Source organism: Arthrobacter sp. NtRootA1 (assembly GCF_019976975.1).
Classification (GTDB): Bacteria; Actinomycetota; Actinomycetes; order Actinomycetales; family Micrococcaceae; genus Arthrobacter; species Arthrobacter aromaticivorans.
The window spans coordinates 4,013,467-4,034,390 of sequence record NZ_AP024630.1 but is presented as its reverse complement, the minus strand read 5'-3'; the positions used below and the strand labels follow the sequence as shown (position 1 = coordinate 4,034,390).

At 62.3% G+C, this 20,924-nt stretch carries 20 protein-coding genes and 1 tRNA gene; 11 read left to right on the top strand and 10 right to left on the bottom strand.

Annotation, left to right across the window (positions count from 1 at the left end):
* Positions 1–29: 29 nt before the first annotated feature.
* The 4 genes from LDN90_RS18340 to LDN90_RS18325 form a co-directional block, all read right to left on the bottom strand.
* Positions 30–998 (bottom strand): NUDIX hydrolase, encoded by a 969-nt coding sequence (locus LDN90_RS18340; RefSeq protein ID WP_216925058.1) that lies wholly within the window; start codon positions 996–998, stop codon positions 30–32.
* Positions 999–1,007: 9 nt separating this feature from the next.
* Positions 1,008–3,257: an RNA degradosome polyphosphate kinase gene (locus LDN90_RS18335; RefSeq protein WP_223946574.1), complete on the bottom strand. Its 2,250-nt coding sequence runs from the start codon at positions 3,255–3,257 to the stop codon at positions 1,008–1,010.
* A 104-nt stretch (positions 3,258–3,361) separates the two neighbouring features.
* Positions 3,362–4,342, bottom strand: a complete 981-nt coding sequence (mshD, locus tag LDN90_RS18330) for a mycothiol synthase (RefSeq protein ID WP_223946573.1) — start codon at positions 4,340–4,342, stop codon at positions 3,362–3,364.
* A gap of 241 nt (positions 4,343–4,583) precedes the next feature.
* Complete coding sequence (locus LDN90_RS18325) at positions 4,584–5,282, bottom strand: response regulator transcription factor (RefSeq protein WP_216925061.1); 699 nt, start codon at positions 5,280–5,282, stop codon at positions 4,584–4,586.
* Between the two features lie 262 nt (positions 5,283–5,544).
* Between LDN90_RS18325 and LDN90_RS18320 the strand changes: the two genes are divergently transcribed.
* The 6 genes from LDN90_RS18320 to LDN90_RS18295 all read left to right on the top strand — a co-directional run bounded on the left by LDN90_RS18320 (position 5,545) and on the right by LDN90_RS18295 (position 11,078).
* Positions 5,545–6,279, top strand: coding sequence for a permease (locus LDN90_RS18320; RefSeq protein WP_216925062.1), 735 nt, complete (start codon positions 5,545–5,547; stop codon positions 6,277–6,279).
* A 167-nt stretch (positions 6,280–6,446) separates the two neighbouring features.
* Positions 6,447–7,046: an FABP family protein gene (locus LDN90_RS18315; protein ID WP_216925063.1), complete on the top strand. Its 600-nt coding sequence runs from the start codon at positions 6,447–6,449 to the stop codon at positions 7,044–7,046.
* A gap of 55 nt (positions 7,047–7,101) precedes the next feature.
* On the top strand, positions 7,102–7,824 hold the full coding sequence (locus tag LDN90_RS18310) for a flavodoxin family protein (protein WP_216925064.1): 723 nt from the start codon (positions 7,102–7,104) through the stop codon (positions 7,822–7,824).
* Positions 7,825–7,899: 75 nt separating this feature from the next.
* Positions 7,900–8,985 (top strand): folate-binding protein, encoded by a 1,086-nt coding sequence (locus tag LDN90_RS18305; RefSeq protein ID WP_223946572.1) that lies wholly within the window; start codon positions 7,900–7,902, stop codon positions 8,983–8,985.
* 50 nt (positions 8,986–9,035) lie between these two features.
* On the top strand, positions 9,036–9,416 hold the full coding sequence (locus LDN90_RS18300; protein ID WP_216925197.1) for an ankyrin repeat domain-containing protein: 381 nt from the start codon (positions 9,036–9,038) through the stop codon (positions 9,414–9,416).
* 93 nt (positions 9,417–9,509) lie between these two features.
* Entirely contained in the window at positions 9,510–11,078 is a 1,569-nt protein-coding gene (locus tag LDN90_RS18295; protein WP_223946571.1) for a DHA2 family efflux MFS transporter permease subunit, read from the top strand.
* 10 nt (positions 11,079–11,088) lie between these two features.
* Here the strand turns inward: LDN90_RS18295 and LDN90_RS18290 are convergent, their stop codons facing one another.
* The 5 genes from LDN90_RS18290 to LDN90_RS18270 all read right to left on the bottom strand — a co-directional run bounded on the left by LDN90_RS18290 (position 11,089) and on the right by LDN90_RS18270 (position 15,457).
* Positions 11,089–11,838: a GNAT family N-acetyltransferase gene (locus LDN90_RS18290; protein WP_223946570.1), complete on the bottom strand. Its 750-nt coding sequence runs from the start codon at positions 11,836–11,838 to the stop codon at positions 11,089–11,091.
* Between the two features lie 17 nt (positions 11,839–11,855).
* A complete protein-coding gene (locus tag LDN90_RS18285; RefSeq protein WP_216925068.1) occupies positions 11,856–12,881 on the bottom strand; it encodes an ATP-dependent 6-phosphofructokinase in 1,026 nt (341 codons plus the stop codon).
* Between the two features lie 207 nt (positions 12,882–13,088).
* Positions 13,089–13,337, bottom strand: a complete 249-nt coding sequence (locus LDN90_RS18280; protein ID WP_216925069.1) for a PspC domain-containing protein — start codon at positions 13,335–13,337, stop codon at positions 13,089–13,091.
* Between the two features lie 67 nt (positions 13,338–13,404).
* Complete coding sequence (locus LDN90_RS18275) at positions 13,405–13,641, bottom strand: hypothetical protein (RefSeq protein WP_223949329.1); 237 nt, start codon at positions 13,639–13,641, stop codon at positions 13,405–13,407.
* A gap of 295 nt (positions 13,642–13,936) precedes the next feature.
* Positions 13,937–15,457 carry a PspC domain-containing protein gene (locus tag LDN90_RS18270; RefSeq protein ID WP_223946569.1) on the bottom strand — a complete coding sequence of 507 codons (1,521 nt, stop codon included), beginning with the start codon at positions 15,455–15,457 and terminating at the stop codon, positions 13,937–13,939.
* Positions 15,458–15,582: 125 nt separating this feature from the next.
* Between LDN90_RS18270 and LDN90_RS18265 the strand changes: the two genes are divergently transcribed.
* Together LDN90_RS18265 and LDN90_RS18260 are read left to right on the top strand one after the other, a co-directional pair.
* A complete protein-coding gene (locus LDN90_RS18265; RefSeq protein ID WP_223946568.1) occupies positions 15,583–17,127 on the top strand; it encodes an ATP-binding protein in 1,545 nt (514 codons plus the stop codon).
* Positions 17,124–17,798 (top strand): response regulator transcription factor, encoded by a 675-nt coding sequence (locus LDN90_RS18260; RefSeq protein ID WP_216925072.1) that lies wholly within the window; start codon positions 17,124–17,126, stop codon positions 17,796–17,798. Before LDN90_RS18265 ends, LDN90_RS18260 begins: the two co-directional genes overlap by 4 nt.
* A 181-nt stretch (positions 17,799–17,979) precedes the next feature.
* Here LDN90_RS18260 and LDN90_RS18255 read toward each other — a convergent pair whose 3' ends face one another.
* Positions 17,980–19,209, bottom strand: a complete 1,230-nt coding sequence (locus LDN90_RS18255) for a pyridoxal phosphate-dependent aminotransferase (RefSeq protein WP_216925073.1) — start codon at positions 19,207–19,209, stop codon at positions 17,980–17,982.
* Positions 19,210–19,465: 256 nt separating this feature from the next.
* Between LDN90_RS18255 and LDN90_RS18250 the strand changes: the two genes are divergently transcribed.
* The 3 genes from LDN90_RS18250 (at position 19,466) to nusG (ending at position 20,855) form a co-directional block, all read left to right on the top strand.
* Positions 19,466–19,538 (top strand) — tRNA-Trp (locus LDN90_RS18250).
* Between the two features lie 81 nt (positions 19,539–19,619).
* Positions 19,620–19,901: a preprotein translocase subunit SecE gene (gene secE / locus LDN90_RS18245; RefSeq protein ID WP_216925074.1), complete on the top strand. Its 282-nt coding sequence runs from the start codon at positions 19,620–19,622 to the stop codon at positions 19,899–19,901.
* Positions 19,902–20,015: 114 nt separating this feature from the next.
* The gene (gene nusG, locus LDN90_RS18240) at positions 20,016–20,855 is read left to right on the top strand and encodes a transcription termination/antitermination protein NusG (RefSeq protein ID WP_223946567.1); all 840 of its coding nucleotides are present in this window, start codon (positions 20,016–20,018) and stop codon (positions 20,853–20,855) included.
* The last annotated feature ends 69 nt before the right edge of the window (positions 20,856–20,924 follow it).

Sequence of the window (20,924 nt, the reverse complement as noted above, 5' to 3'; positions counted from 1 at the left end):
TCCCCGGATCGCCGCCGGGAGCGTCGCCACTAGTCGTCGAAAGGTTTGACCTGTTCCACGGACACAATCTTCCGTTCAGAGCCACGCGCCACCTGGCAGACGATGACCTCGCCCGGAGAAAGGAACGGATCGGACGTTGGCAGCAAGCCCCGCAAGGCGGCCGACATGTGCTGGCCCAGTTGGTTCAGCACGGTGGGCAACGCCGGGCGATGGGTGCACACAGCGATTGGCACCTGCTTATCGAACAGGGCCTCCACTGTAGCCGCCGTTTTCTTTGGTGACCGGTTGTGGTTGTGCTCGGTGAGGGCTTCAACCAGCTTTACCTTCGCTCCACTTGCCTTCGCATAGGGGGCAATGGTTGCTACGCAACGGGTCCACGGGCTGGTAACTATCCGTTGCGGCTTCCACACTTCCAACAGGCGCCGGACGGCAGCAGCCTGGCGTTGTCCGCTGGCGGCCAGCGGACGCTCGCCCTCAGCCTTGGTCCATGAGGACCTGGGCTTTGCCTTTGCATGGCGGATCAGTACGAGCGGCCACGTATCGAGTTCGCCCCGGATATGAGCCTTCTCGAGGTACTCGAGGGGCTCCACATCCGTGGGGTTGCTGAGGAAGGATGCAGCCCTGTCCGGGCTGCACCACATGACGCTGTCTACTTCCTTGCCGTCGGGCCTGAGCTGTTCGCCGTTGACCCGCATGGCCCAGTAGTGCACAACTTTCAGGCCGGCACTGACGTGGTAATGAATGGGCGGCAAGGGCAAGCCGAGCCAACTATTGAGGCCGATCTCTTCATGCACTTCACGGACGGCACACTGCGGAACTGTTTCGCCGTCGTCGAGCTTTCCTTTGGGCCAGGACCAATCGTCGTAGCGGGGCCTGTGGATCAGGAGCACCTCAAGGGCGCCCTTCTGAACGCGCCAAGGAATGGCACCGGCCGCAACAACGGCCACCCGTTCACCGGGGTGGTCCGTTTGATCCGCCACGGGGGTATCGCTTTTCAACTCGTTCCCTTACCGCCGGGCCGCAGCCCGCTGGCGTGACCGGGATGCAAGGAGCCAAGACTGCATGTCCAACAGAGGCTTTCCGTCCTCGTCAAGGTGGTGCCTGGTCCAATGACCTTGGTTGTCCAAGTGCCAACTCGCGGTTCCGTCGTCTACGTAACGGTTCATGAGGTCCACGACCGTCGCGGTGTCTTCCTTGCTGGCCAACTGGACGAGCGCCTCAACACGCCGGTCCAGGTTGCGGTGCATCATGTCTGCGGATCCGATGTAGACCACAGGATCTCCACCGTTTGCAAAAGCAAAGACGCGGGAGTGCTCCAGGAACCGGCCGAGGATGGAGCGGACCGTGATGTTTTCGCTCAGGCCCGGTACGCCCGGCCGGAGGGAGCAGATGCCACGGACCACCACGTCCACCTTCACACCGGCCTGTGAGGCGCGGTAGAGGGCGTCGATGATGGCTTCGTCCACCATGGAATTGACCTTGATCTGGACGCGGGCAGGAACGCCGGCGCGGGCGTTGCGGATTTCCGCTTCGATTCTTTCGATCAGGCCGGCACGCACGGAACGCGGCGCTACGAGCAGGCGTTTGAACGTGGACTTCGGCGCGTAACCGGAGAGCTGGTTGAAGAGCTTGGACAGGTCTTCGCCCACTTGCTCGTTCGCCGTAAGCAAGCCGAGGTCCTCATAGTAGCGGGCGGTCCGAGGGTGGTAGTTGCCGGTACCAATGTGGCAGTAGCGGCGCAGGCCGTCCACTTCCTGCCGAACCACCAGGGACAACTTGCAGTGGGTCTTCAGGCCCACAATGCCGTACACAACGTGCACGCCTGCCTGTTCCAGCTTCCGGGCCCAGGAGATGTTTGCCTGCTCATCAAAGCGGGCCTTGATCTCCACCAAGGCAAGGACCTGTTTGCCGGCCTCGGCCGCATCGATCAACGCGTCAACGATGGGGGAGTCGCCGGACGTCCTGTACAGGGTCTGTTTAATGGCCTGGACTTTGGGGTCCGCGGCAGCCTGCTCCAGGAAGGCCTGAACGGAGGTGGAGAACGAGTCGTACGGGTGGTGGAGCAGGATGTCCCGGCGGCGCATGGCGGCAAATACGTTGGCCGCCTTGGACGTTTCGGATTCGTTGAGATACCTGGACGTGTGCGGGACATGCTTGGGGTAGTGGAGATCGGGGCGGTCAATGGCGCTGATCGCAGAGAGACCACGGAGATCCAGGGGTGCCGGAACGGAGTAGACCTCGGACTCTTCAACGCCGAGTTCCCGGATGAGCAGCGCTTTGATGTTCGGGTTGATGTCCGTGGTGACTTCCAGACGCACAGGAGGACCGAAGCGGCGGCGAAGGAGTTCCTTCTCCAAGGCCTGGAGGAGGTTCTCGGCGTCGTCTTCTTCTACCTCAAGGTCCTCGTTGCGGGTGACGCGGAAGGTGTGGTGCTCCAGGACTTCCATGCCGGGGAAGAGCTTGTCCAGGTGGACTGCGATGACTTCTTCCAACGCAATGAAGCGGGCAACACGGCCTGGAATGGCACCTGCACGGGGGCCATCCACGGAGATCAGGCGCGGCAGCTGGTCCGGAACCTTCACACGGGCGAAGAGTTCCTTGTCGCTGATCGGATTGCTGACAATCACCGCAAGGTTCAGTGAGAGGCCGGAAATGTAGGGGAAGGGGTGCGCAGGATCCACGGCCAGCGGCGTCAGGATCGGGAAGACCTTCTCCTGGAACATGATGCTGATCCGGTGACGGGCATCTTCATCCAATTCATTCCAGTGCATGATGTGGATGTGCTCGTAGGCCAGGGCAGGACGGATCTGTTCGGCGAAAACACGTGCATGGCGTTCCTGGAGCTTGTGCGCCTCCTCACCGATCTGCTCCAGCACCTCGATCGGGCTCAAGCCTGCAGGGGAGGGAACAGCCAGTCCGGTTGCAATGCGCCGCTTCAAACCTGCAACGCGGACCATGAAGAACTCATCGAGGTTGGAGGCAAAGATCGACAGGAAATTCACGCGTTCCAGGAGGAAGAGGTCCGGATCCTCTGCGAGTTCCAGAACGCGGGAGTTGAACGCCAGCCAGCTGAGCTCACGGTCCAGGAAACGGTCCGGCGTGATGTCGCCTTCGGGTTCCAGGCTCGGCGCAAATTCCGGGATGTCAATGCGGTCCTGGGTGGCTCGTGAAGCCGGAACTTCCGATGATCCGAAGCGTGGGGGCAGCGTGGCGCCCTTCGAAGTGGATCCGGCGGTGCCGACGGGGTCCGGCTGCATGGGGGTTCTCCTAAGCTCAGGACTGGGTTTCCTCCCACATTACAAGCAATTCCAGTGCCCGAATCCAAGAAGTCCCGGGCTTTCCTTGCGGCGGGATGCTGACGTTAATTCTTGGTTAAAGGTCCATACATCACATCGGTGTCCCAGCGGATAAAGCCAAGCTTCTGGTATAGGGATACGGCGGCCTGGTTGTCGGCGTCGACGTAAAGCATGACGGCGTGCAGGTCCTTGTCCTGCAGATGCCTGATTCCGGCCACGGTGAGTGCCTTGCCCAAGCCCAGGCCCTGCGCCTCGGGCGTCACACCCACTACGTAAACCTCGCCGATCGCGGGATGGGGTCCCTGCCGCGGGTGAACCTTGGTCCAGTGGAACCCCAGTAGTTCGCCGGCATCATTAACGGCCAGGAGGAAGCCGGCCGGATCAAACCAATCTTCGGCCTTGCGGGCCTCAAGGTCGGCGCGCGTCATCGAGCCCTGCTCGGGATGATGCGAGAAGGCCGCGCGGTTAGCTGCCAACCAAGCGTCCTCGTCCTGTCCCGGCACGAAGGCACGTAATGAGACCCCGTCCGGAAGGCCAACGTCGGGCAGTGCGGACGTGGAGGTCATCAGCCGCATCTTCCACAGTTCCCGCACGGGACCGTAGCCAAAACGAGTGGCCAGCACCGCCGCGGCCTCGTGATTGCCGTGGGACCAGGCACTCAAGCCGTCAAAACCGCGTTTGCCTTCCAGCGCTTCCAGCAGGCGGCCCGCTACGCCTTGGTTGCGGTAGGCGGGGTGGACCGCCAATTCGAGGACACCCGTTGTTCCTGATGGGCCCGGCGCTTCAACGACGACGGCGATTCCCGCCAGATCTTCTCCGGTCGCCGGATCCGAATCCTCATCAGGGGCATAAAGGGCAAGCGACAGGACGGAGTGATCGCCCGCATCGACGCCCCGCAACATGACCAGTGTCTGTTCAGACAAGGGAGGGTTGCCGTCGGATTCCTCGGCGGCCGCTGCGAGGGTCCTGAAGTCCTTGAGGAGTTCGGGATCGAGGGCGCCGGTGACGAGCAGTACTGGCCAGTTCTCGGGGTGCGCGTGACTCATGATGCAAGGCTATACGTCCGGGGCAAGCACTGTAATTTGAAGTCCCCTTGAATCGGCTGTAGGCTCGTTATCTCGTTCGGCTTTGCGGCGGGGTTCTGTAGCTCACCGTGAAGTCAACACAGGGGGGATCCACCAGTGGGGTGGCCTCGATACGTTCGACCCGTATGTCCTCCACGAAAAGAAGAAGAGGCCAGGATTCTTGTGAATCCTGGCCTCTTCGTTTGTCTCTGAAGTGGAAGCCTTACGCTTCCGAGAGTTCGTCATCCGGGAGCCTGACCAACGTCAGGCGATAACCGACGTTGCGGACTGTGCTGATGAGGTTCTCGTGGTCAACACCGAGCTTGGCGCGAAGGCGTCGGATGTGCACGTCTACAGTCCGGGTGCCACCGTAATAGTCGTAGCCCCAGACTTCAGTCAACAGCTGCTGACGGGTAAACACGCGTCCGGGGTGCTGGGCGAGGTACTTGAGGAGCTCGAATTCCTTGAACGTCAGGTTCAGGGGTTGGCCGCTGACCCGGGCGGTGTAGCTCGCTTCGTCGATAACGACGCCGGCGGCGCGGATCTCCGTCTGGGTCTCCTCTTCGCCTGGTACAGCCCGGGCCATGGCCAGGCGGATTCTGGCTTCGACCTCAGCAGGGCCTGCAGAGTCCAGCACGATGTCATCCACTGACCACGCAGAAGAAACGGCTGCCATGCCGCCCTCGGTAAGAATCAGCATGAGCGGGGCGCTGAGTCCGGTGGCCTTCAGCAACTGCGTTAGGGAGCGTGCCCCCACCAAGTCCTTGCGGGCGTCCAGGAAGACGATATCCGTGGGATCGGTTTCGAGCAGCGCGGTCGGTTCTGCCGGGAGAATGTGAACACGGTGGTTGAGCAGCTCAAGGGCAGGCAGAATGTCCACCGAAGAGCCGGTGCTGTTCGTCAGGAGCAGGATGTGCGACATAGTTCCTCCAATGGGCTTTACGCGCATCATCGGGCGTCGAAACCGGAGTTTCACCGGCCGGTCACGGCAGCTGGCAAACCTTTGCCCGTTGTAACGGGATCAAGGCAAACAGTGTGCGCCGTTGAAGTCCGAGTATACCCACCCGAGCCCCGCCAGTCAGGGATTCGTGACGGGCTGCCACCGGAATTACGACATATTTGCCCGCCATAAGGCAGGATTGTCGAGAGGTCGTAAGGCGCATCGAATTGAGGTCGGGCACACAGTGAAGTCTTGGAGCATCGGGGTATTCGGACTCGTGGCGCTCGCAGCCATCGTGGCCAGCACCTTCGTTTCCCGGGAAGCCATGGTGGGCGTTGGCATCGTGGCGTCCGCGGCCGTGGGGCTTGGTTGGCCGCATTTCCTTGCAGTCCCGGCGAAGAAAACCCTGGCCTCCGTCATTGCCTTGGCCGGCGCCGGCTCGGCAGTCACGGCAGCTTACATGCCGGCTCCTGGATTCCTGGATGGTACCCCCGCCTTTATTGCCTTGGGGGTAATGGCGGTGTTCATCATCCAGCTCGTGCGGGGAACGGGGCAGGCACAGCGCCTGGAATCCACGCTCGGCTGTTGCGCTGGCGTCCTCTTGAATTGCCTCGGTGCCGGATGGATTGCCGGCGCCCGGTTCAACGGTGTCAAGGAAATGGTCCTGGTTGCCGGGTTGAGCGCCGCAGTTGCACTCCTGGTAGGCATCATTCGATGGCCGGACCGGATTGTGGCTCCCCTTGGCATCGTCATGGCCGGCCTCATGGGCCCCTTGGCCGGACTTGTTTTTTCCGACATCGCCGTCCTGCCTGCTGCCTTGGTGGGCATGGTGGTCGGATCGGTTCTGGTTTGCTTCCGGCGGATGACTACTCTCAGGCGCGGGCGGCTCAATATTCCCGCAGCACTGGGAATGGGTGTCGCGCCAGTTTGGGCCGTGGGAGCCTTGGCCTACTTCATAGACAAACTACTCATCTACTAACGGTTAGGATTGCATCATGTCTGTACTCGCATTTGAAATCTTCTTCCTCGTTCTCCTTGGCCTGGCAAGCATTGCCATGGCGTGGTTTGCGGGTTTCGTTGTTTACCGCCTTTTCAAGGGCCAGAAGTAGAGCCTTCTGATCCTGCAGTCCAAAAGAGGTAGTCGTTGTGCCTATTGAGATTCCAACAGACCTGACGCCTGAACTCGTCCCGCTTTCCTGGCTCATTGGTGAGTGGGAAGGCCGCGGCCGGCTTGGCAGTGGTGATGAGGATTCGGAACATTTCGTCCAACACGTCTCCTTCACCCATAACGGTTTGCCGTACCTGCAGTACAGGGCCGAGACCTGGCTCAGCGACGACGCTGGCGCAAAGTTGCGCCCGCTGACCGTGGAAACCGGGTTCTGGGCCCTGGAGCGCAAACTCCAGGAAGGCGACGGTGGTCCCGGACTTATCCCGGCGGACATCGTTCCTGTGCTCAAGACCGCCGATGAGGTTGAAGAACGCCGCAACAAAGAAGGCGGCTTCGATATCTCCGTGTCAATTGCCCACCCCGGGGGAATTACCGAGCTCTACTACGGCCAGATCAAGGGGCCGCAGATCCAGCTCACCACGGATATGGTGATGCGCGGCAGCCACTCCAAGGAGTACACCGCCGCAACACGGATCTTTGGCCTGGTGGATGGCAATCTCCTCTGGCGCTGGGATGTTGCCGCCAACGGCAAGGCGCTGGAAGCACACGCATCAGCGTTCCTGCACAGGGTTTCCTGACGCCGGCACGAGGTCTCACTGAACGTTCCACACGCAACCAGCAAAGGAGCAGCTAGTGAATAACCACCTCAAGCCGGGAGGCTACGAGGGCCTCAAGGCCGTGTTCTTCAACGGCACCTTGAAACCTTCGCCTCAGGTCAGCAACACCGATGGGCTGATCCGCATCAGCCGCGACATCATGGAAAAGCAGGGCGTCACCACCAGCCTCATCCGGACCGTGGACCACGATATCGCCAGTGGTGTCTATCCGGACATGCGCGAGCACGGCTGGAAAACCGATGAATGGCCAGAGATCTATCCCATGGTCGCCGAGGCCGACATCGTGGTGGTGGCCGGTCCCATCTGGCTGGGTGATAACTCTTCCCAAACCAAGAAGCTCATCGAGCGGCTTTATGCCCACTCCGGAGAACTGACTGACAAGGGGCAGTGGGCGTTCTACCCGAAGGTGGGCGGATGCCTTATCACCGGCAACGAAGACGGCATCAAACACTGTTCCATGAATGTGCTGTACAGCCTCCAACACATAGGCTTCACTATCCCTCCGCAGGCTGACGCCGGCTGGATTGGCCCAGTAGGCCCAGGGCCCAGCTACCTGGACGAAGGGTCTGGTGGTCCGGAGAGTGATTTTACTAACAGGAACACCACGTTCATGTCCTGGAACCTGATGCACATGGCCCGCCTTCTCAGGGATGCAGGTGGCATCCCTGCCTATGGCAACCTTCCGCAGGAATGGAAGGCCGGCACACGATTCGATTTCGAGAACCCGGAATACCGCTGACCCCGGAATATCTGCGAGTTCCGGAATACCACTGAGTTTCGGAATACCACTGAGCCGCAAGGACTTCTACTACATATGACTTACAAGAGCCCCCTGTTGTCGCGCCCTGGCGCCGTTGAAGACACTGGCCTGGATGCCGGCGTCGCGGCCCACTACGGCGAGCCCCTGCGGGAGCAACGCGCCCTGGCAACCGGAACCGCCGTCGTTGATCTTTCGCACCGGGGCGTGGTGACGGTGTCCGGACCGGACCGCCTCAGCTGGCTCAACACGCTGTCTTCCCAGCAGGTGACCAATCTCCAGCCGCAGGTTGGTAGCGAACTATTGCTGCTCAGCGTCCAGGGCCGCATCGAGTTCGATGCACGGGTCATTGACGACGGTGAAACCACCTGGCTTATCGTCGAAACCGCGGAAGCGGCGCCGTTGGCCGAGTGGTTGAACAAGATGAAGTTCATGCTGCGTGTGGAGATCACGGATGTCTCCGGGGAGTGGGCTGTCCTTGGTTCCACGAAGCCCGTGGAGAAGCTCGGCGGTTACTTGGCTTGGGAAGATCCGTGGCCGCATGTAGGCCCGGGCGGCTATTCCTACAGCACCGTCCCGGAGGAGTCCCACCCTGGGCTGGAACGCCCATGGTTCGAATACCTCGTCCCGGCGGCAGAGTTGGAATCCGTGGTCGAAGGCCTTCCTCTAGCGGGTGCCATGGCGGCCGATGCCCTGCGGATTGCCGCGTGGCGGCCACGCCTGGGGGCGGAGACCGATGATAAGACCATTCCGCATGAGCTGGACCTTATTCGTACTTCCGTTCACCTGAACAAGGGCTGCTACAAGGGCCAGGAAACCATCGCACGCGTTCATAACCTCGGCCATCCGCCGCGGCGCCTCGTCTTCCTGCAACTGGACGGCTCACAGCACACGCTTCCGGCCGTTGGCAGCGTTGTATTTGCGGGGGAGCGCAAGGTGGGTACTCTGACATCTGTGGCGCAGCACTTCGAGATGGGCCCCGTGGCTTTGGCTGTCATCAAGCGCTCCGTTCCGGCGGATGAAACGTTGACAGTCATGGACGGCGAGGAGCCTTATGTCGCAGCCCAGGAAGTGATCGTCGCCTCCGACGCCGGCCAGGTCGTCGGGCGCCAAACCGGATTCCTGAAGGGACCCCACCGATGAGCCAACCAAGTCACAGCACCGGACCCGAAACCGGGTCCGCCAGCACCGATATGGGCGCCGACGACGAAGCAGTTGCCTTGGCCCATGCGCTCTTCGATGCCGCACGCGAAGGCGACACCGAGATGCTTCGCAGCTACCTGAACGCCGGTGCACCCGCCACGCTCACCAACGCTTCCGGAGATTCGCTGCTCATGCTTGCTGCCTACCATGGGCATGAGGAAACCGTGCAGTTGATTCTGCACCACGGCGCTGACGTGAATACCCCCAATGACCGTGGTCAGACCCCCCTTGCCGGGGCCGTATTCAAGGGATACACGGGCGTCGCCCGGGCGCTGCTGGACGCAGGAGCAGACCCCGACGCCGGAACTCCCACCGCGCGCGAAGCAGCCAAGATGTTTGCCAGGGCGGAAATATTGGCCCTTCTCGGCTAAGGCGCGGGGGGGTTCCAAGAAAGCCCGGCAGCTACGACAACCGCACTAATGGGTGCGGGATCAGAGAACTTTCATACCAGCCGAAGGAATCCCTTGGAAAACGTAGCTAAGCCGTGGCCGGCGTTGTGGTCACTGGTCATAGGCTTCTTCATGATCCTTATCGACACCACTATCGTGTCGGTCGCGAATCCGCGGATCATGGAGGGTCTCAATACGGACATCAATGCCGTCATCTGGGTTACCAGCGCCTACCTCCTGTCGTACGCAGTTCCACTGCTCATCACCGGCAGGTTGGGTGACCGTTTTGGGCCGAAGAATCTGTACTTGATCGGCCTGGTGGTCTTCACTCTGGCTTCGCTGTGGTGCGGCCTCTCCGGCGATATCACCATGTTGATCGCCGCCCGCGCGGTCCAAGGACTCGGCGCGGCCATGATGACGCCCCAGACCATGGCTGTCATCACCCGTATTTTCCCTCCGGACCGCCGGGGTGCCGCCATGGGACTTTGGGGAGCAACAGCCGGCATGGCTGTACTCGTGGGTCCCATTCTGGGCGGGGTCCTGGTGGACGGACTGGGATGGGAGTGGATCTTCTTCGTCAACGTCCCGATTGGAATTGTTGCCTTCGTCATGGTCACGCGTTTCGTCCCGAAGCTGACTACGCACAGCCATTCATTCGACGTCGCGGGCGTGGTACTCTCCGCCGTCGGCATGTTTCTTTTGGTCTTCGGCCTCCAGGAAGGCCAAACCTATAAGTGGGGAACCGTAACCGGTGCCGTTACCGTGTGGGGCTTGATCATCGCAGGGCTCGTGGTCCTGGTTCTCTTTGTTCTCTGGCAGTGGCTACTGGGCCGGCGCGGCGGGGAACCGCTGCTGCCGCTCGCTTTGTTCAAGGACCGCAATTTCTCGCTGGGCAACACCACCATCATGGTGGTCGGCTTCACCGTGACGGCGTTCCCGCTGCCCACCATCTTCTACTACCAGGTTGTGCGGGGCTTGACCCCCACCCAATCAGCCTTGCTGATGATTCCCATGGCAGTGATCTCCGGCGGCCTGGCGCCGGTGGTGGGTAAGCTGATCGACCGTGCCAACCCGCGCTGGTTCGCATCCTTCGGCCTGGTTTGTATGGCAGGAGCGCTCTTCTGGACAGCTTCACTTCTGCGTCCGGATACTCCCATTTGGATGTTCCTGCTTCCCAGCGCCCTGCAGGGTGTTGCCAATGGCTTCATTTGGGGGCCGGTATCCAATGCCACAACGCGCAACCTTGAGCCACGCCAAGCTGGCGCCGGTTCGGGCGTGTTCAACACTACCCGCCAGATCGGGGCAGTCCTTGGATCGGCGGCCATTGCCGCCCTGATCCAGGCCCGGCTTGCGGCCGAGTTGCCTGCAGCGCCAGCGGGAGCTCCGGCGAACGAAGCGTCCATGAACGGTGCCCTGCCCGAGGCCCTGCATGCAGGATTCTCGACGGCGATGGGCCAGTCGATCGTGCTGCCCGCCTGTGCGATTCTCGTCGGGGCAGTGGTGGCCATGTTCTTTGCCAAGCCGAGGTCCGTTGAAGGGTGGGGCGGTGCTGCTGCAAAGGGCGGTGCCGCTGCAAAGGAGGCTCCTCATGGCCGGGACACCGATGCAGCCGGTGCTTCGCGCCAGGACGCCGGGCGGAAGTAAAGGCTTAGGCTCAGCCGAGCAGCACGCTCGCATGGAGTCCGCCAGTGGCGAATCCCAAGCTCCGCGCCATCGCGAGCGCGCTGCTGTTGCTGACATCGGCCTTCCACTGGAGTGTCAGCCCGGCGGCCAGGGCTTCGTGGGCAGCAATCGATGCAGCGAGAGTTCCCAGACCCCGCCGACGCCAGGGGGGAGCTACCAGGACGCCCATGTTGGCCAGGATTCCCTCCCACTCGGAGTAGGCCCCGCACGCCACGGGAGTGGGCTGCTCTTCCTCGGGATGCATGATGGTGAAGCGGTGCTCGAGGGCTTGCAGGCCCACTTCGTTGACGTCATCCGGCGGGCACAGCCCTTCCAGCGCGATCGCCTCTGGATTGCCACGTGAGACCGTGAGGTCTTCGGAAGGTTGATTGAGCGGGAGGTCGTCGGCAAAGAACAAGGCCGAGGATCCCAGGCCGTGTCCACCGTGGGACCGGGTGAGGGTCAACAGCGTGACATGCTGGGCAAGCTCAGTGTCTGGAATCCCAGCGGCCGCGTCGAGGACCCACTGGGGTCCCACCAGTGCTGAGGCACCAAAAAGGCGGAGGAAAACGACCGCCCGCGCCGATTCGTCGGCGAGGGTGATGCGGTTTGAGGGGTCGGTTGGGTCTACGTCCGAAGTGGTGACCCGGGCCGCAGCGGCGGCGAAAGCGTCGTCGTCGAACCCCAAATGGCGAGCCCACGCCAGCTGGATAATGGCAGCGGACGTGGGCTCAAGAGTCATGGATTCAGCCTAGCCGACTAGCCGAACAGCACCGACGCTTCGTCGTAGCGGTGCTGGGGAACGGTCTTGAGCTTACCCAGTGCTTCTTCGAAACCAACGTGGGAGATGTCCGTCCCCTTCAGGGCCACCATGGTGCCCCAACGGCCTTCTACCACTGAATCGATGGCTGCCATGCCCAGGCGGGTCGCCAGAACGCGGTCATAGGCAGTTGGTACGCCGCCACGCTGGATGTGGCCAAGAATTGTGGCGCGGGTCTCTATGCCGGTGCGTGCTTCGATTTCCGGTGCGAGCTGGTCCGCGATTCCGCCCAGGCGGGGTCGGCCAAAAGTGTCCAGTCCGCGTTCGGAGTGAGGGGATTCCATGTGGTCAGGAACGAAGCCTTCAGCTACCACCACCAGGGGCGCGCGACCGCGGTCGTGGGCTTCCTGGACCCACTCGGTGATCTGCTCGATGCTGACCGACTGTTCCGGGATAAGGATGGCGTGCGCACCAGCGGCCATACCGGCGTGCAGGGCGATCCAGCCTACGTGGCGGCCCATGACCTCGGCGATCATGCAGCGGTGGTGGGACTCACCTGTGGTGCGGAGGCGGTCGATTGCTTCGGTGGCGATTTCAACCGCGGTATCGAAGCCGAAGGTGTAGTCGGTTGCATCGAGGTCATTGTCCACGGTCTTGGGAACACCAACAATTTTCAGTCCGGCATCGGTGAGTCGTTTTGCCGCCGCCAGCGTGCCTTCGCCGCCAATTGCGATGATGGCGTCAATGCCCAGGCGTTCCATGTGGGCCTTGATGACGTCCGGGCCACCACCATTTTCAAACGGGTTGGTACGCGAGGTGCCCAGGATAGTGCCGCCCTGCTTGGCGATGCCGCGGACCAAGGTGCGGGGGATGTCGATGACATCACCTTCCACAACGCCGCGCCAGCCGTCCTTGAAACCCACGAACTCCTGGCCGTGGATTGCGATCCCCTTCAGGACCGCTCCCCGGATTACTGCGTTGAGTCCGGGGCAGTCGCCACCGCTGGTAAGAATGCCAATTTTCATGTTTGCTCACTCATGGCTTGGAGGAATACGTGTAGAGCGCCACGCTGAGCTCCCAACGATTCTAGACGTGGATGTGGGGTGGGACACAAATGGTTACTTTCGACCCCGGCCGTGCGGTATTGGAAATCTCCCTGAAAATAACGAAAGCGCCCCGCAGGTGCGGGGCGCTTTGTGTCGCTGACGTCGAAGTTGTTGGTCGTTGTGACCCTAACGGGAACGCTGGCTGATGAACGATTCCAGCGCGATCCTGTTCTTCTGGTCCGGCAGGATGAGCCAAGCGAGGATATAGAACACGGCAGCCGGCCCGGGCAAGAGGCAGAAGAGCAGGAAAGCGACGCGAACATATGCGACGTCCACCCTGAGCTTCGCAGCGATCCCACCGCAGACGCCACCCAACCAGCGCTGGGGTCCACGCTTCAGGCCGAAGCCCCTGACGATGCTGAAGAACTTGTCCATGGCTACAGACTTCCTTGTTGTGGTTGCTTTGTCACGTTGTTGGTACCTGTCCCGATGGTGTTGGCAGTTACTTCGCAGGGCTCTTCGGTTTGCCAGCACTCTTGCGGGCGGCGAGGAGTCCTCCGATGACCAAGGCTGCGCCTGCACCGATCATGAGGCCAATCAGCACGTAGGTGCCGTCCAGCACCACCCAACCCAGGGTGGAGATCACCAACAAAGCGGCCAGGGCAATCACAATCAATCCCCACACCACGGTGCCGATCCGCGCCTGCTGCGGTTCGTCGTCGTCGATGTTCCGTTCCACCCGATAGCTGGGCTCAAGCGGTGGCGTGAGCGGTATTGGCTGGAGCGGCGGGGTTGGCTGGAGCCGCGGTGTTGGCTGGAGCGGGGGTGTTGGCTGCAGCCGCGGTGTTGGCTGGGGCTGCGGGGAGGGTGCCGGCTCCTCTGCCAGCGGCTCCCTTGCCGGGGTTTCCCTTGTCAGCGGTTCCGTTGGATTGTTGTCCTGTTCCTGGGTGAGCGGAGTGGTGGGCACTGGATTCTTGGCATCACTGCTGGATTCCGCTGCTTCACGTGCATTGCTTGACTCGTTCGTGCTCATGTCAGTTTCCTTCTTGGATGGTCACGTTGCTGAAGGTGCCATCGATCTGCACCACGAGGTTGGCTCCGGGCTTTTCGGCGTTGTAGACCGTCCGCTCGTCCTGGAGGCGGCCGCCGCGGTCCGAGCCGTGTTCGTTGAGGTTGCCGAAGGTCATATCCGCCCTGACCTCAACGGGAACGTCGTCCGGGATGATGACGGTTACGTTGCTGAAGGTGGCGTCCACGGGGACCACGATTTCGGTGGTCAGCGGAGGCGTCAGGGCCAGGTCGTCCAGGTTCACCGTGCCCTTGCCGCCAGTGACGTCAACCCCCTGTCGGGCCTGCTCGATGCTCAGCGGTGCCCAGTTCACGTCATGGAAGGTGAAGCGATCGCCATTCCGTGGGACAACATTGAAGATTCCACCGATGATCAAGGCCACTACCGCCAGGAAACCGAGGAAACCGGAGGTCCGTCCGCGCAACCCCGCGATGAGGATGCCCAGACCCAGAACCGCTGCGCCCGTGGCCCACACCACGGTGTTGGCTGAATGGCCGAGCTCGATGACGTTGCCGGCGTCCAACGCTTTCAGGGTGCCCCCAACCAGCAGTGCCACACCCGCGGTGACTGCAACTATCGCCGGCCCGGGGCCCCTGCGCCTGGCGCGGGGCGGCTTGGGTTCACCGTTGTGCGGCTGGCCGCTAAAAGGCTCGCCGCCCTGGGGAGGAGTAGGGCCGAAGGGCGGTCGCGGGCCTGAAGGCTCGTACGGGCCGGCCCCAGGACCGTGCGGTTTGGTGCCTGCCTGGCCTGGGCCGTACACGGGAACACCGCTGTTGGTCCCGGTAGCAGCGTTTGTCCCGGTTGCTGTTGGCGTTCCGTACGCTGGCGGGGCTCCGTAGGAGGTGGCCGTTCCGTAAGAAGCGCCCGCAAAGTTCTGTTGGTTCATGGGCTGGCCGGTCTTCGGTCCCTTGTTGCGTTGTACCAGGTAGTAGATGAGGTAGATGACGCCGCCCACCCAGAAGAGCGTCCACAACAGGCCAGGAAGGCCGTTCCAGCCCCAGCCCCAGAACCCGCGGCCCAGGCCGGGCAACCCGATGATCGTGGTGATCAATGCACCCGTCATGCCACCGGACCAACGCCCGGCGGCTGCCTCCTGAACGTGGATGCGGCCGTCAGGTTCAGGCAGCAGGGCCCACGCCAGGCCGTAGAGGAGGACGCCAATGCCGGCAAAGAGCGCAAGGACGATGAATATGCCCCGAACAATCAGGGGGTCGATGCCGAACCGGTGCGCCACTCCGCTGCAGACACCACCGATCCAGCGGTCCGGCCCACGGCGGACGCCCTGGCCGCGGATCCAGTCGAAGAAGTTCTGCTGGGGTGCACCGCCGGGTTGGGGTGCAGCGGGACCGGTCCCGGAGGAAGGATCGGTCTGGGGAGACGGTTCCCCTGGGGCGCCGGCGGAGGTGCTGGCGTTGGCGCCAGGATCAGGTGTGCCGGCATTGCCAGGCGTTCCGGATCCCTCTGGGTTCATGCTGTTCGCGTTCATACTTCGATCCTGCCGTCCCGGGCATCCTGTCCTCTACTGGGGGATACCCTGAATGATCCCTGAGGGCCCCCCGAAGAACGCTGGTTTCCGGTCCTGGCAACCCTGATCCGTGTTTGGATTGGTACATGACAACCGCTGTAGAACGCCCGCCGCTGGTCCGCAGCAGCGACCGCATGATCGCCGGCGTCTGCAGCGGACTGGCCGACCATTTGGGCTGGCCCGTGAAGTACGTCCGGCTGGGCATGGTTCTCGCATGCTTCGCCGGGGGAGCGGGGCTAGCCTTCTACGCCTGGCTGTGGACCATGGTTCCCACCGCTGATGAGAGCGCGCGCCGCAATGCCCGCCGGCCGGCGTCGCCTATTGCTCCCGCAGTCAGCTTTCCGCCGGCAACGGAGTCCGTACCAAGAGCGCCCGACGCCGGACCCGCACCGCCGGTGGTCGGCTCTCCAGCGGTGAGTGGCAACCCTTCGGCACCCGATGGCACAGGTGGCTTTGGTCCACCGTTTGGTAGCCCACCGATTAGTAGCCCCCTGCTTGGTAGCTCAGCGTCTGCCAGGACAACTACAGGCAGCCCGGCGGCTCCAGCCGGCGGTTGGGCCGAATCCGGAAGCACCGCACTAGCCGTCTCGCGCTTCAACCTGCGAAGAATCCCCTATGGCAAGGAGATCCTGCTCGGAGCCGGCCTGCTTCTTGTCGCTGTGATCCTGATTGTCCGCCAGTTCGGCGTAGATGTGCCCTTGGGAACGCTGATTCCGGCAGCTGCCATCCTGGGCGGCGCGGCGATCGCATGGATGCAACTCGACGAGACCCGCAGGGCCGGTTTGGTGGACAAAACCAAGGCCGACCAAGCTGGCGGCTGGGTCCGCCTGGCTGCTGGCCTTGCGTTGGTGGTGGCCGGGGTCCTGGTCATGGTGTCCGGATCGGGATCCTGGGAGCAGACCTGGCTGGCGCTCCTGGCGTCCGTTGCCGTCCTGGGCGGCGTTGCACTGGTCCTACTGCCGTGGGGACTGAAATTCTGGAAGGACCTTGAGACTGAACGGGCGGGGCGTGTACGGGAAACCGAGCGCGCAGAGATCGCAGCCCACCTGCATGATTCGGTGTTGCAGACCCTTGCGCTGATCCAGCGCAGGGCAGGCTCGGAGCAGGATGTTGTCCGGCTGGCGAGGGCCCAGGAACGTGAACTTCGGTCCTGGCTCTTCACCGATGCCGCCAAGGATGCCGGACTCCTGGCCGAGCGGATCAAGGCCGTAGCCGCCGAAGTGGAAGATGCTCACGGCCAGGCCGTGGAGGTGGTTACCGTGGGCGACGCAGATATGACTGACAGGCACGAGGCCCTGGTCCAGGCAGCCAGGGAAGCCATGCTCAATGCGGCCCGGCACGGCGGGGGAACAGTATCCGTCTACATGGAGAGCACCGCAGGAAGTACCGAGGTCTTCATCAAGGACCGCGGTCCGGGATTTGACCTCGAATCTGTCCCCGATGACAGGCTGGGCGTCAAAGAATCAATCATCGGCCGCATGAAGCGCCACGGAGGCACGGCAACCATCAACAGCAGCAAGGACGGAACCGAAGTCCGGCTGGCCCTCCCCTCGATAAACGCCGACGGTAGCGATACACGCACTGGAGATGTGCCCAGCGGCGAAGTACGGAATGGAGAACCACGGCAATGAACAACTCCTCCCACAGCGGTGAGCCGCGCAGTGTACGAGTGGTGATCGTCGATGACCACACGATCTTCCGTTCCGGGCTGAAGGCGGATCTCGATCACCGCATGGACGTCGTGGGCGAGGCGGGCACGGTTGAGGAGGCCATTGCTGTCATTGCGGAAACCCGGCCTGAGGTTGTCCTGCTGGACGTGCACCTTCCCGGTGGCCTTGGTGGCGGAGGGCGCGAGGTCATTGCGGGGTCCGCGGCGCTGCTGGGCACCACCAGCTTCCTGGCCCTGAGTGTTTCCGACGCAGCCGAGGACGTCGTGGCAGTGATCAGGGCTGGTGCCCGTGGCTACGTCACCAAGACGATTTCCGGTGCCGGTATTTCCGATGCCGTGATCCGCGTGGCGGACGGCGACGCCGTCTTCTCACCCCGGCTGGCTGGCTTCGTCCTGGATGCCTTCGGTACGGCACCGGCGGACATCGCGGACGACGAATTGGACCGCCTCTCGGCGCGTGAGCTGGAAGTCATGCGACTCATCGCGCGCGGATACAGCTACAAGGAAGTGGCCAAGGAGCTGTTCATTTCCATCAAGACCGTGGAGACGCACGTGTCCGCAGTGCTGCGGAAACTGCAGCTCTCCAGCCGCCACGAACTCACCAAGTGGGCCGCCGAGCGCCGCCTCCTCTGATCCTCTCGCACATCCGCCGGCCTTTGAACGGATGTTCTCTCATATCCGCCGGCTTTTGGACGGATCCTCTCTCATATCCTGCCCGCCGCTTAAACGGAAATGCTCCCGCACCAAACATTGGTGCGGGAGCATTCAACCTTGAAGCGCTGCCGGCAATCCTGAAGCGCTATTGGGCCATGAGCTATTTCGCCCGGCCCAGGAATTCCTGGATCCGGCGGACACCCTCGGCGAGGTCGTCGTCGCCCAGTGCGTAGGAAAGGCGGACGTAACCGGAGGGGCCGAATGCTTCGCCGGGAACGATGGCAACCTCGACCTCGTCCAGGATGAGCGCGGCCAGTTCTGCCGAAGTGCTCGGGCGCACGGGGCCGTGGGAGGTTTCGAACTCCTTGCCCAGCAGTCCGCGGACGTCGGCATACACGTAGAAGGCGCCGGTCGGCGTCGGGCATTCCACGCCCTCAATCGCGTTCAGGCCGGCGACGATTGCCTTGCGGCGGCGGTCGAAGGCGACCTTCATTTCGTCGACGGCGGTCAGCGGACCCGTGAGGGCAGCGGCGGCGGCGACCTGCATGATGTTCGAAACGTTGGACGTCGCGTGCGACTGGAGGTTGGTTGCGGCCTTGATGACATCGGCCGGGCCGATCATCCAACCCACGCGCCAGCCTGTCATGGCGTAGGTCTTGGCCACGCCGTTCAGGATGACGACCTTGTCGCCAAGCTCCGGGGCAGCGGTGGCGATGGAGGTGAACTCCACGCCGTCATAGGTCAGGTGCTCGTAGATTTCATCCGTGACCACCCACAGGCCCTTGGAAGCGGCCCACTTTCCGATCTCCGCAACCTGCTCCGGGCTGTATACGGCACCAGTCGGGTTGGACGGGGACACGAACAGCAGGATCTTGGTCTTGTCCGTCAGCGCGGCTTCCAACTGCTCGATGGTAACGAGGTAGCCCTGCTCGGGACCGGCGAATACCTCCACCGGAACGCCCCCTGCGAGACGGATGGCTTCCGGATACGTGGTCCAGAAGGGCGTGGGGATGATGACTTCGTCGCCCGGGTCAACCAACGTGGCGAAGGTGTTGTAGACAGCCTGCTTGCCACCATTGGTCACCAGGACCTGCGATGGGTCCACTTTGTAGCCGGAGTCCCGGAGGGTTTTATCGGCGATGGCCTTCTTCAGCTCGGGAAGCCCGGCGGCGGGGGAGTAGCGGTGGTACTTCGGCTGGGCAGCAGCCTCAATTGCTGCCTTGACGATGTAATCCGGGGTGGGGAAATCGGGTTCGCCGGCACCGAAACCGATCACGGGGCGCCCCGCGGCCTTCAGTGCCTTGGCCTTGGCGTCAACGGCAAGGGTGGCGGACTCGGCAATAGCGGAGATTCGTTGTGAAATGCGGGCGGCAGGTGTTCCGGCAGACATCTATGTACCGTTCTTCGCAGGCAGCTCGTGGGCTGGATGATGGGATTCGACGTAAACTACCTTATGCTGTTCTGCGGAGCTCCCGGGCGCCTGCTGGACAATGTGACTGATAATGATGCTCACATTGATTTATAAGCGGCCGGAAGGCCCGGAATTAGTCCGGTTCGACTAACGCGAAGTTCTTGCGTAGACTGGTTCACCGGTGTTGAAAAGCACCACAGGCTGAAGTGCGGCCTGAAACATGGATTCGATCCATAGGGTAGTGGCGCAATTGGTAGCGCAGCGGTCTCCAAAACCGCAGGTTGCAGGTTCGAGTCCTGTCTGCCCTGCGCAAGCTGTTCCGGCGGAAACGCCGGGGCAAGCGCAGCAACCATGGCTCTGATCAGAGCCGGGTCAAACGACTTTGCAAGGTGAGTGAGGACCAGGTGACCGAAACGGCTGCTAGCAGCTCAAAGGGCCGTCCTGCCAAGAAAGCCGATGCCGGCTTCTTTGCCCGAATTGCACTCTTCATCCGCCAGGTCATCGGCGAACTGAAGAAGGTCGTCGCACCGACCCGCAAGGAACTGATCAATTACACGGTCGTGGTGCTGGTGTTCGTAGCCATCATGATGCTCATCGTCACCCTGCTGGACCTTGCCTTCGGCACGGGAGTGAGCTGGGTCTTCGGTGGATCAGGTGCTACGGACCGCTAAGCGGATCTGTCCGTAAACCGTACGAAATTCCTTGATACTTTAGGAATTTTGTGGGGTTTGCGGAATTGAGCCATTTAAATAGGCATGTTAGGCAATGAGGAAGCAGGAGACCAAGTGTCTGAGCAGGAGCTTGAGGTAAACGAGGCTGAGCTGGATGGGCCCGCTGAAAGCACGGACGACGCCGCGGCTGAGGTTGCGGAAGAGTCGGAGGCTGACTCTGCTGCGCCCGAATCTGCCGACGTCGATGATTCCGAAGAGGATTTCGAGTCTGACGTAGACGCTGAGTCTGATGACGAGTCAGACGAGGATGCTGCGGATGTCTCGCTGGAAGCGGCTGCTGCTGCAGCGCCCGCGGATCCGGCTGAGGAATTCAAGGCCAAGCTGCGCCGCCAGGAGGGTGACTGGTACGTCATCCACTCCTACGCCGGTTACGAAAACCGCGTGAAGGCCAACCTTGAGACCCGCATCCAGACTCTGGACATGGAAGACTACATCTTCGAAATCCAGGTCCCGATGGAAGAAGTCGTCGAGATCAAGAACGCGCAGCGCAAGGTGATCAACCGCGTCCGCATCCCCGGTTACGTCCTGGTCCGCATGGACCTGACCGACGCTTCCTGGGGCGCCGTTCGCCACACCCCTGGCGTCACTGGCTTCGTGGGCAACGCCCACAACCCGGTCCCGCTGCGCCTTGACGAGGTCTTCTCCATGCTCGCCCCGGTCTTCGAAGAAGAGCAGGCCGAGAAGGGCAAGCCGGTCAACAAGCAGAACCAGGCTCCCGTGGCCGTCGACTTCGAGGTCGGCGAGTCCGTCATCGTCAAGGAAGGCCCGTTCGAGACCCTTCCGGCAACGATCTCCGAGATCAAGCCCGAGTCCCAGACGCTCGTGGTCCTGGTCTCGATCTTCGAGCGCGAAACCCCGGTTACGCTCGCATTCAACCAGGTCACCAAGATCTAGCTGATTCCAAGATTTCGCTCCCGTTCCGCCTGCTTTGCGGTTCGGAAGCGGCCGGCCGCCTTGCCATGG